Source organism: Pedococcus sp. (assembly GCF_036554925.1).
Lineage (GTDB): Bacteria > Actinomycetota > Actinomycetes > Actinomycetales > Dermatophilaceae > Pedococcus_A.
Map to the genome: position 1 here is coordinate 1 of NZ_DATBMI010000227.1, position 10,915 is coordinate 10,915.

Sequence of the window (10,915 nt, forward strand, 5' to 3'; positions counted from 1 at the left end):
CCTCCCCATCGTGCGCGCGGTCGAGGAGCGCCTCGGCCCCTGAGGCGCGCAGGAGGGCCGGGCTGGGAGCCGGCCACTCGGCATACCGGCGGGTGGGTGGGCTTGTGGGTGTGCTCACGCAGGAGCCGTGCGTGGTTCGGAGCATGGCGAAATCCCTGAGAGAATGTCCCCTATGCCCATCAAGACCCGCGGTGACATCCGCAATGTCGCCATCGTTGCCCACGTCGACCACGGAAAGACCACGCTGGTCGACAAGATGCTGTGGGAGGCCGGCGCGTTCGGCGAGCACCAGCACGTCGACGAGCGAGCGATGGACTCCGGCGACCTCGAGCGGGAGAAGGGCATCACCATCCTCGCCAAGAACACCGCCATCCGGTATGCCGGCAAGGCGGCGGCCGACGCCGGCCTCACCGACGGCGTCACCATCAACATCATCGACACCCCGGGCCACGCCGACTTCGGCGGCGAGGTCGAGCGCGGCCTGTCGATGGTCGACGGCGTGGTCCTGCTCGTCGACGCCTCCGAGGGACCGTTGCCGCAGACGCGCTTCGTGCTCCGCAAGGCGCTCGCCGCGAAGATGCCGGTCATCCTCTGCATCAACAAGGTCGACCGCCCCGACTCGCGCATCGCCGAGGTCGTCGACGAGGCGTACGAGCTCTTCATGGACCTCGACGCCACCGAGGACCAGATCGACTTCCCGATCGTCTACGCCTCCGCGAAGGCCGGCCGCGCCTCGCTGAACCGCCCCGAGAACGGCGGGCTGCCCGACGGCGACGACCTCGAGGCGCTGTTCGCGACCATCCTCGAGACCATCCCGGCGCCGACCTACGACGACGAGGCGCCCCTCCAGGCCCACGTGACCAACCTCGACGCCTCGAACTTCCTGGGCCGCCTCGCCCTGCTGCGCGTGCACAACGGCACCATCCGCAAGGGCCAGCAGGTCGCGTGGTGCAAGGCCGACGGCAGTGTCGAGCGGGTCAAGGTCACCGAGCTGCTCATGACCGAGGCGCTCGAGCGCAAGCCCGCCGAGGAGGCCGGCCCCGGCGACATCATCGCCATCGCCGGCATCGCCGACATCATGATCGGCGAGACGCTCGCCGACCCCGAGAACCCCGTCCCGCTGCCGGTCATCACCGTCGACGAGCCGGCCATCTCGATGACCATCGGCACCAACACCAGCCCCATGGTGGGCCGCGTCCGAGGTGCCAAGGTGACGGCCCGCATGGTCAAGGACCGCCTCGACAAGGAGCTCGTGGGCAACGTCTCGCTGCGTGTCCTGCCGACCGAGCGCCCCGACGCGTGGGAGGTCCAGGGCCGTGGTGAGCTCGCGCTGGCCATCCTCGTCGAGCAGATGCGCCGCGAGGGCTACGAGCTCACCGTCGGCAAGCCGCAGGTGGTCACCCGCGAGGTCGACGGGAAGGTGCACGAGCCGGTCGAGCGCCTCACCATCGACACCCCCGAGGAGTTCCTGGGCGCGATCACCCAGATCCTCGCCGCCCGCAAGGGGCGCATGGAGCAGATGACCAACCACGGCACCGGTTGGATCCGCATGGAGTTCCTGGTGCCCTCGCGCGGCCTCATCGGCTTCCGCACCGAGTTCCTCACCGAGACCCGCGGCACCGGCATCGCGCACCACGTGTTCGAGGACTACGAGCCGTGGTTCGGCACCATCACCACCCGCACCAGCGGGTCCCTCGTGGCCGACCGCACCGGGGCCGTGACGGCCTACGCCATGGTCAACCTGCAGGAGCGCGGCACGCTGTTCGTCGAGCCGGGCACCGAGGTCTACGAAGGCATGATCGTCGGCGAGAACAGCCGCGCCGACGACATGGACGTCAACATCACCAAGGAGAAGAAGCTCACCAACGTGCGCGCCTCCTCGGCGGACAACTTCGAGAAGATCGTGCCCGCCCGCAAGCTGAGCCTCGAGCAGTCGCTGGAGTTCTGCCGCGAGGACGAGTGCGTCGAGGTGACGCCCGAGGCGGTGCGCATCCGCAAGGTCGAGCTCGACCAGACCGTGCGAGCCCGGACGGCGGCACGCGCGCGCAACCAGTAGGCGGTGCTGAGGGCCATCATGCGACGACCCACGGGCCGCCCCGTCCGCCCGCGTCCCAGCCGCCCGCGCCTCGTGCGCGCGGTGGCGGGCGCGGGCGTGTCCGCGCTGAGCCTGGCCGCAGCCGCGTGCTCGGCCGGCCCGTTGGCGCCGGACTCCGGGGACCGTACGCTCACCGTGGTCAGCCTGGGCCCCGTGGCCACCTGGGACCCGCAGCGGATGAGCTCCACCAAGGACATGGCGTTCGCGGGCCGAGTGTTCTCACGCACCCTGACGGCCTACCCGCCCGGCCCTGATGCCGTCTCGCAGCGCAGGCTGGTCGGGGACCTGGCCACCAGCACCGGCACGGCGAGCAAGGACCAGCGCACCTGGTCCTTCACCCTGCGCCCGGACACCAGGTGGCAGGACGGCTCGACCGTCACGTGTGAGGACGTGAAGTACGGCGTGGCCCGCAACTTCGCCGAGCCCGCGGCCTCGGAGGGGCTGAAGTACCCGCTGGCAGTGCTCGATGTCCCGCGGAAGGCAGATGGCTCGTCGACGTACGCCGGGCCCTACGGTTCTGCGGGCAAGGCGGGCTTCGACAAGGCGGTCCGCTGCTCGGGCCGGACCATCACGTTCCGGCTCGCCCAGCCACGGGCGGACTTCGACCAGATGGTGTCGCTCGCGTCGTTCGCCCCCTTCAAGGCGAAGGCCGACGACCGGGGGAAGTCGGAGCACGCCGTCTTCTCCAACGGGCCCTACCAGCTGCAGGGTGCGTGGGACCCGAGCACGGGTGGGACCTTCGTGCGCAACCCCCACTGGAAGCAGGCGTCCGACGGCATCCGGAAGGCCCAGCCCGAACGGATCCGCTACCAGGAGGGTGTCGAGTCGCAGACGGCGGCCCAGCACATCCTCGCCGACGACGAGGAGAACCAGGCGGCGGTGGCGCTCGACTCCGCGCCGCCCGCGATGCAGCACAGCATCCTCGGCTCCGACAACCTGCGGGGACGGTCGGTCAACGCGCGCACCGGCCTCGTCGACTACCTCGCGGTGAACGTCAGGAGCGGGGCCCTGTCCACCGACGACGCGCGCCGGGCGTTCGCCATCGCAACGAACCGCGACGGGTACGTCACCGCGCTCGGGGGCACGACGACCGCGAGCGCCTCCTACTCCCTGATCGGCCCCAACCTCCCGGGCCACCGTGGCCAGGACCCCCTCGGCGCCGGCACCAGGGGCAACCCCGCCGCGGCCCGCACCCTGCTGCAGGAGAGCGGCCTGACCCTTCCTGTGAAGCTCCGGGTCGCCTACCGGTCGACGCCGACGGCCGACAAGGCGATGGCCGCGCTGGAGAACGGCTGGGAGGCCGGGGGGTTCGACGTCACCCTCCAGCCGATCAGGAAGGACTACTTCACGACCGTCTCCAAGCCGGGCCGGATCCGCGAGAGCGACGTGGTCTGGGCGACCTGGGCGCCCGCGTGGCCCTCCGCCTCGACCGTCGTGCCGCCGCTGTTCGACAGCCGGATCAACCTCTCGGCGGCGGGCTCTGGCCGCAACTACGGCCAGTACGCCGACCCGAAGACCAACGAGCGGATGACCGCGATCGCGGCCATCCCCGAGGACGCCAAGCGGGACGCCGCCTGGGCCGAGCTCGACGCCCGCCTGGCCAGCCGCGGTGTCTACGTCGCCCTCGCCCAGCGCCGGGCCCTCTACGTCGCGGGCTCGCGGGTGGCCGGCCTGGCGGCCAACGACGCCCTCGGCGGTTTCGTCGACCTCGCCGGGACCACCGTCCGGTGAACCAGCGGCGAGAGACCCTGCTCTTCGTCCACGCCCACCCGGACGACGAGACACTGGCCACCGGGGTGGCGCTGGCCCACTACGCCCGGCTCGGCCACGACGTCCACGTCCTCACCTGCACGCTCGGGGAGGAGGGTGAGGTCATTCCGGCGGAGCTGGCCCGCCTCGCCTCCGACCGGGACGACGCCCTGGGCCCCTGGCGCCGGGAGGAGCTGCGCCGGGCCATGGCCGCGCTGGGAGTGCGACACCGGGTGCTGGGGGAGGCGCCGGAGCGGGGTGTGCCCTCGCGCTACCGCGACTCCGGGATGGCCGGGACCCCCACGGCGGAGCACCCCCGCGCCTTCGTGCAGGCGGACGTCGGCGAGGCGGCGGCGCTGGTCGCCGACGTGGTGCGCGAGACGGGCGCCGACGTCGTCGTCACCTACGACCAGCACGGCGGCTACGGGCACCCCGACCACATCCAGGCCCACCGGGTCACCTGCGCAGCGGTGGCGTCGCTCGCCCCCGGCGACCGCCCCCACCTGTATGCCGTGCTGACGCCCCGGTCGTGGGCGGTGGAGGACCGCGCCTGGCTGGCCGAGCACGTCCCGGCGTCGTCCGGCTGGCGCGTCCCCGGCCCCGCCGAGGCATTCCCTCCGTCGGTCGTCGACGACGGGGCGGTGAGCCACGAGGTCGTCGACCCCTCGGTGCTGCCCCTGCAGGCCGCGGCGCTGCGCGAGCACCGGACCCAGGTGAGCGTGGCCGACGGCTGCTATGCCCTGTCCAACGACATCGCTGCCCGGCTGCCGGGCCGGGAGGGCTTCGCACGGCTCGACCCTGCGACGGGCGAGCTCCTGCCGCCGCCGGCCTCACTTCCGCGGGCGGCGTCGCTGCTGCGGGAGGTCCCGGGATGACAAGTGCCCCGGACCCGGACCTGTTCCGGCTGGCGATGGGCCGCTTCGCGACCGGCGTGACCGTGCTGTCCACCCTTTGGCAGGGGCACGACCACGCCATGACCGCCAACGCCCTGGCCTCGGTGTCGATGGAGCCCATGCTCGTGCTGGTCTGCGTCGAGGTCGACGCGCGCTTCCACGACGCCCTGTCAGAGTCCGGGGTGTGGGGCGTGAGCATCCTGTCCTCGTCGCAGCGGCGCACCGCCGACTGGCTGTCGACGCAGGGGCGCCCCCTGCACGGCCAGCTCGACCGCATCCCGCACGCGAGGGGCAGGACCGGTGTGGCCCTTCTCGAGGGCGCCTTGGCAACGATTGAGTGTCAGACCACCGACATCCACGCAGCCGGCGACCACAGCATCGTCGTGGGCGAAGTAGTGTCGCTGGGAGTTGCCGAACACCCCGGTGACGCTCTGGTGTACTACCGCAGCCGCTACGGGGTGCAGTCGTGAGTGGGAGGGTGGCCGTGCAAGGTAGAGATCGTGGAGGGGCCGCCCTGCGGCTGGCGCTCGCCCTCGCGGTCCTGGCGGCCGGCTACATCGGCATGGCCGTCTTCCTCGGGCGGCACGTTCCGGCCAACGCCAGCGTGGCCGGCATACCCATCGGCGGGAAGTCGCCGGAGGACGCGGAGGCGACCCTGAAGCGCCAGCTCGCCGAGCGCGCGTCGGCGCCGGTCTCCGTGGTGCTCGGGGCACGGACGGTCGAGGTCGACCCCGCGGCCGCCGGCCTGACCCTGGACATCAAGGAGACGCTCCAGGGCCTGACCGGGTTCTCCCTCAAGCCGGCGGACGTGTGGAACCACCTCAACGGTGGCGACGACGAGCCGCTGCGCACCGATGTCGCCCGCGACCGCCTGCGGGCGGTGCTGACGGAGTCGGCGAAGTCGGTCGACAAGGGCGCCCAGGAGGGGTCGATCGCGTTTCCCGGCGGCAAGGTCCGCCTCGTCGCCCCGGTCGTGGGCGCCAAGGTCCAGGTCGACGCCACCGCTGAGGAGATCGCCCGGGCGTGGCCGGCCTCCGCGCCGGTCAAGGGCGTCGTCGAGCCGGTCGAGCCCAAGATCTCGGCCGAGGAGCTGAACCGGGTCAACACGGAGTTCGCCACACCCGCGATGTCGGGTCCGGTCCGGGTCGCGGTGGGGTCCACCACGCTGGTGCTGCAGCCCGCCGACTTCGCACCGGCCCTCAGCCTGCGGTCCGGCGACGACGGCAAGCTCGTCCCCTCCTACGACACCGCCACGCTGCTCGCGGCCGTGCGCAAGGCCGCCGAGGAGCGCGGGATCGAGTCCAAGCCCCGCGACGCGTCCTTCACCCTCCGGGGCGGCAAGGCGGTCGTCGTGCCGTCGGCCACCGGGCTGGGCATCGACCAGAAGTCGCTCGTCACCGCCTTCGGCCCGGCGCTCACCTCCCCGAACCGCACCGCCACGGTCAAGACCGTCGTCCTCCAGCCGGACCTCACGACGGCCGAGGCGAGGAAGATCGCGCCGCGGGAGCCGATCTCCACGTTCACGACGTACTTCCCCGACAACCCGCCACGGACGAACAACATCAAGATCGCGGCGCGGACCCTCAACGGCACCTTCGTCGCCCCCGGCAAGCAGTTCAGCCTCAACGAGACCCTCGGCCAGCGCACCGCGGCCAAGGGCTACGCCAAGGCGCCGGTCATCGAGAACGGCCGGCTCGTCGAGGGCTACGGCGGCGGCGTCTCCCAGGTGTCGACGACCCTGTTCAACGCGGTCTTCTTCTCGGGCGCGCGGATCGAGGAGTACCACCCGCACAGCTTCTACATCTCCCGCTACCCCGAGGGTCGCGAGGCCACCGTCTCGTGGCCGGGCGTCGACCAGAAGTGGACCAACGACACCGGCACCGGCATCCTCATCCAGGCCTACACCTCGGGCAACGCCCTCACCGTCACCTTCCACGGCGCCAAGGTCTGGGACATCGAGGCCGTCAAGGGGCCCCGCCGCAACGTCGTGAAGCCCAAGTCGATCGTCGACAAGTCGGCCGCCTGTGTGCCGCAGCAGCCCAGCGAGGGCTTCGACGTCACGGTCACGCGCATCTTCAAGAAGAACGGCGCCGAGGTGAAGCGCTCCTCGTTCTCCACCCACTACATCCCCGAGGACAAGGTCACCTGCACCAACCCGAAGTGAGGCGTGCAGCGGGTCAGCGGACGAGGTGGGCGTAGGGGTCGGGACGCTCGGCTTCGCTGCGCAGCACGCAGAACTCGTTGCCCTCGGGGTCGAGCAGGGTGACCCAGCCGCCGCCGTCCTCGGTCCGCAGGTCCTGGTGCACGGTGGCGCCGAGGCCGATGACCCGCTCGACCTCCTCCTCCCGCGTCCGGTCGGTCGGCGTGAGGTCGAGGTGCAGCCGGTTCTTGACGGCCTTGCCCTCCGGCACCTCGATGAACAGCACCCGGGTGCGGCCGTCGGGGGAGAAGATCATGCACTCCTCGTGGCCGGGCTCGTTCGGGTCGCGCGGGTCCTCGGAGAAGCCGAGCACCTGACACCACCAGACGGACTGGGCGTAGGCGTCGCGGGAGTCGATGGAGGTGTGCGAGATCCGTGAGGTCATGCCGACAGCCTCGCGGCACAGCGGCCTGTGGGCTACCGGGTTTCCGGCGAGGTGAGGTACGCGTAGGACGAGTGGACGTCGAGACCGAGGCGGCGGTACAGCGCGAGGGCGGCGGCGTTGTCGTCCTCCACCTGCAGGTGGAGGAGCCGGATCCCGTCGTTGGCGGCCTGTGCAGCCAGCCGTGCCGTGAGGTGTGCCGCGAGGCCGCGACCCCGGTATGCCGGGTCCGTCCAGACCGCGCCCAGCCCCGCCCACCCGTGGGCGATCCCCAGGCGTCCCAGCGCGATCGGCGCCGTGCCGGCCGCGTCCGAGGCGCGCAGGCCGAGCTGCTGGGACAGGCCCCCACCGGGAGTGACGTGCCCGAACACCTGGCGCGGGCTGCCCGTCAGGACTGCCTCCGTGGCGCCGGGAACGGTCGCGCGGGTGCGCCGGTACGCGGCCAGCCAGGCCTCCGTCGGCTCCGCGTGCGTCACGACGGCCGGCCCGCCCGGGTCCGCCGCCGCCACGGCCGCGGTGGTGGCAGTGAGGGCGAGGGTCACGGACCCCACCGTGTAGCCGCGCGACAGCAGCAGCGCCCCCAGCGGGTCGTCGGCGGGGTCGAACCCCTGCGGTCCCGCGACGGCAAACTTCGCCGGGAGGCCGCGCGCGGCATACCAGCCCTCTGCCCGGGCGACGGCGTCGGCGAGCGGCACGCCGGGGTCCCCGACCGGCACCACCGAGTTGCCGCGCTGGGTGAAGCCCGAGGACGCCCGCAGCGTCCAGTCGCCCAATGACTCACGCTCGGCGGCGCCCCAGGAGGGCATCATGACCCGCTGGAGGTCGGCGACCGTCAGCGCGAGGTGGGCAGCTCCCCGACGGCTCGGGCGCGGCGGCACCTCCTTGGCGGCCACGACGCGGCGGCGGTCGATGACCACCGGCCCACGCGAGGTGTCCACGGTCAGGGTCTCGTCGTCGCGGGTGGTGAGCGTGCCGACCGCGTCGGTGAGGGTGGCGCCGGTCGCCGCGTCAGGGGCCTCGAGCTGCCACCGGACCACCACGCGAGACCCGACGGGGAGCGCTGCGACGAGGTCCGACACGGATGCATAGTATGTGCGCTATGACCTACGTGATCGCCCAGCCTTGCGTCGACCTGAAGGACAAGGCGTGCATCGAGGAATGCCCCGTCGACTGCATCTACGAGGGTGAGCGCTCGCTCTACATCCACCCGGACGAGTGCGTGGACTGCGGCGCCTGCGAGCCGGTGTGCCCGGTCGAGGCGATCTACTACGAGGACGACGTCCCCGAGCAGTGGGCCGACTACTACAAGGCCAACGTCGAGTTCTTCGACGACCTCGGCAGCCCCGGAGGCGCCGCCAAGCTGGGCCTGATCAACAAGGACCACCCGATCATCTCCGCGCTGCCCCCCCAGGAGCACGACGAGTGAGGCTGCCGCCGTCCGCCCGGCCCGCGCGCTGATGCTGCGGCTGCCCGACTTCCCCTGGGACTCGCTCGCCCCCTTCCGGGAGCGGGCGAGTGCCGTCTCCGGCGCGCTGCCCGGGGGAGGCGTCGTCGACCTGTCGGTGGGCACTCCCGTGGACCCGACACCGACCGTCGTGCAGGACGCCCTCCGCGCCGCCGCGGATGCGCCCGGCTATCCCCAGACCTGGGGGACCACCGAGCTCCGGGAGTCCGTCGCCGGGTGGTTCGCCCGCCGACGCGGCGTGCCCGACGTCGACCCCGACGCCGTGCTGCCGACGATCGGCAGCAAGGAGCTCGTGGCGTGGCTGCCCTCGCTGCTCGGTCTCGGTGCGGGGGACGTCGTCGGCTTCCCGCGCATCGCCTACCCCACCTACGACGTCGGCGCACGGCTCGCGGGGGCCGACCCGGTCGTCGTCGACGGCCTGGCGGCGCTCGGGCCCCTGACACGAGCGACGACGCCGAAGCTGCTGTGGCTCAACACCCCCGGCAACCCCACCGGCAAGGTCCTGGGCGTCGACCACCTCGCCAAGGTGGTCGCGTGGGCCCGGCGCCACGGCGTGCTGGTCGCCAGTGACGAGTGCTACGCCGAGCTCGACTGGCGTGAGCCGAGCGGTGCCGAGGGTGAGCCGCCGACGACGCCGAGCATCCTCGACCCCCGGGTGACCGGCGGCAGCCACGAGGGGTTGCTCGCGGTCTACTCGCTGAGCAAGCAGTCCAACCTGGCCGGTTACCGCGCGGCGTTCGTGGCGGGTGACCCGGCCGTGGTCCGCCAGCTGCTCGAGGTACGCAAGCACGCCGGCATGATGGTGCCGACCCCGGTGCAGCGGGCGGTGACGGCCGCGCTGCACGACGACGTGCACGTCGCCGAGCAGAAGGAGCGCTACCGCGCCCGCAGGACGCCGCTCAGAGCCGCTCTCGAGGCATCCGGCTTTCGCGTCGACGACTCCGAGGCTGGGCTGTACCTCTGGGTGACCCGCGGGCAGGACGCGTGGGAAACCCTTGGCTGGCTTGCGGATCGCGGGATCCTGGCAGCCCCGGGCACCTTCTACGGAACGGCGGGGGCCGAGCACGTGCGGGTCGCGCTGACTGCCGCGGACGAGCGCATCGCGGCGGCCGTGCAGCGGCTGCGCTGACCGCGTGGTGGCCCTGCCCCGTTTTTCCTGCCCGGCGCCTCCTGGGGTACCGTCGCTGTTGCGCTCGGCGCGGGACGCCAGGGTGCCCACGAACACACTGAGGATGGGTTGATGAGCAACGACGGGACCGGAGCCACGCTGACCGCAGGGGGCAAAGAGCTCTCCCTTCCCCTGGTCCAGGCCACCGAGGGCAACAACGGCTACGACGTCTCCAAGCTCCTGAAGGAGACCGGCAACGTCACCCTCGACACCGGGTTCGTCAACACGGCTTCCTGCAGCAGCGCGATCACCTACATCGACGGCGACCAGGGCATCCTGCGCTACCGCGGCTACCCGATCGAGCAGCTCGCCGAGAAGTCCAGCTTCCTCGAGGTGTCCTACCTCCTCATCTACGGGGAGCTCCCGACCCAGGACCAGCTCGCCGAGTTCGACCAGCGCATCCGCCGCCACACGCTCCTGCACGAGGACCTCAAGGCGTTCTTCGGTGGCTTCCCCCGCGATGCCCACCCCATGCCGGTGCTGTCCTCCGCGGTGTCCGCGCTGTCCACCTTCTACCAGGACAGCCTCGACCCGTTCGACAAGGAGCAGGTCGAGATCTCCACGGTCCGCCTGATGGCGAAGCTGCCCACGATCGCGGCCTACGCCTACAAGAAGAGCGTCGGCCAGCCGTTCCTCTACCCCGACAACTCGCTGTCGCTGACCGAGAACTTCCTGCGGATGACGTTCGGCTTCCCGGCCGAGCCCTACGACCTCGACCCCGACATGGTCAAGGCGCTCGACCTGCTGCTCATCCTGCACGCCGACCACGAGCAGAACTGCTCGACCTCCACGGTCCGGCTGGTCGGCTCGGCGCAGGCGAACCTGTTCGCCTCGGTGTCCGCAGGGATCAACGCCCTGTTCGGCCCCCTGCACGGCGGCGCCAACCAGTCGGTGCTCGAGATGCTCGACCGGATCAAGGCCGACGGCGGCGACGTCGACGCCTTCGTCAAGCGGGTGAAGAAC

Annotated in this window: 10 protein-coding genes; 8 read left to right on the plus strand and 2 right to left on the minus strand. The window is 71.8% G+C overall.

Features of this window, described 5'->3' with window-relative positions; genetic code table 11:
• Positions 1-172: 172 nt before the first annotated feature.
• From typA to VIB11_RS16815, 5 genes are all read left to right on the plus strand, one after another.
• On the plus strand, positions 173-2,056 hold the full coding sequence (gene typA / locus VIB11_RS16795; protein WP_332057217.1) for a translational GTPase TypA: 1,884 nt from the start codon (positions 173-175) through the stop codon (positions 2,054-2,056).
• 192 nt (positions 2,057-2,248) lie between these two features.
• Positions 2,249-3,826, plus strand: coding sequence for an ABC transporter substrate-binding protein (locus VIB11_RS16800; protein WP_332057218.1), 1,578 nt, complete (start codon positions 2,249-2,251; stop codon positions 3,824-3,826).
• Positions 3,823-4,719 carry an N-acetyl-1-D-myo-inositol-2-amino-2-deoxy-alpha-D-glucopyranoside deacetylase gene (mshB, locus tag VIB11_RS16805; protein WP_332057219.1) on the plus strand — a complete coding sequence of 299 codons (897 nt, stop codon included), beginning with the start codon at positions 3,823-3,825 and terminating at the stop codon, positions 4,717-4,719. The genes VIB11_RS16800 and mshB overlap by 4 nt, the downstream gene beginning before the upstream one ends.
• Positions 4,716-5,207 (plus strand): flavin reductase family protein, encoded by a 492-nt coding sequence (locus tag VIB11_RS16810; protein WP_332057220.1) that lies wholly within the window; start codon positions 4,716-4,718, stop codon positions 5,205-5,207. Before mshB ends, VIB11_RS16810 begins: the two co-directional genes overlap by 4 nt.
• The gene (locus VIB11_RS16815; RefSeq protein ID WP_332057221.1) at positions 5,204-6,901 is read left to right on the plus strand and encodes a VanW family protein; all 1,698 of its coding nucleotides are present in this window, start codon (positions 5,204-5,206) and stop codon (positions 6,899-6,901) included. The genes VIB11_RS16810 and VIB11_RS16815 overlap by 4 nt, the downstream gene beginning before the upstream one ends.
• A gap of 13 nt (positions 6,902-6,914) precedes the next feature.
• Here VIB11_RS16815 and VIB11_RS16820 read toward each other — a convergent pair whose 3' ends face one another.
• The gene (locus tag VIB11_RS16820; protein WP_332057222.1) at positions 6,915-7,322 is read right to left on the minus strand and encodes a VOC family protein; all 408 of its coding nucleotides are present in this window, start codon (positions 7,320-7,322) and stop codon (positions 6,915-6,917) included.
• Positions 7,323-7,354: 32 nt separating this feature from the next.
• Positions 7,355-8,398: a GNAT family N-acetyltransferase gene (locus VIB11_RS16825; protein ID WP_332057223.1), complete on the minus strand. Its 1,044-nt coding sequence runs from the start codon at positions 8,396-8,398 to the stop codon at positions 7,355-7,357.
• 20 nt (positions 8,399-8,418) lie between these two features.
• Here VIB11_RS16825 and fdxA point away from each other — a divergent pair, with 20 nt between their 5' ends.
• From fdxA to VIB11_RS16840, 3 genes are all read left to right on the plus strand, one after another.
• A complete protein-coding gene (gene fdxA, locus VIB11_RS16830) occupies positions 8,419-8,745 on the plus strand; it encodes a ferredoxin (protein WP_275804680.1) in 327 nt (108 codons plus the stop codon).
• A gap of 31 nt (positions 8,746-8,776) precedes the next feature.
• Positions 8,777-9,913, plus strand: a complete 1,137-nt coding sequence (gene dapC / locus VIB11_RS16835) for a succinyldiaminopimelate transaminase (protein ID WP_332057224.1) — start codon at positions 8,777-8,779, stop codon at positions 9,911-9,913.
• Positions 9,914-10,024: 111 nt separating this feature from the next.
• Positions 10,025-10,915, plus strand: an 891-nt coding sequence (locus tag VIB11_RS16840; RefSeq protein ID WP_332057225.1) for a citrate/2-methylcitrate synthase, incomplete at its 3' end; no start/stop codon positions are given.

Excerpts from the sequence above, each read along its gene's own strand:
- typA (WP_332057217.1), top strand. The coding sequence starts at position 173 with ATGCCCATCAAGACCCGCGGTGACATCCGCAATGTCGCCATCGTTGCC.
- fdxA (WP_275804680.1), top strand. The coding sequence starts at position 8,419 with ATGACCTACGTGATCGCCCAGCCTTGCGTCGACCTGAAGGACAAGGCG.
- VIB11_RS16810 (WP_332057220.1), top strand. The coding sequence starts at position 4,716 with ATGACAAGTGCCCCGGACCCGGACCTGTTCCGGCTGGCGATGGGCCGC.
- dapC (WP_332057224.1), top strand. The coding sequence starts at position 8,777 with ATGCTGCGGCTGCCCGACTTCCCCTGGGACTCGCTCGCCCCCTTCCGG.
- VIB11_RS16820 (WP_332057222.1), bottom strand. The coding sequence starts at position 7,322 with ATGACCTCACGGATCTCGCACACCTCCATCGACTCCCGCGACGCCTAC.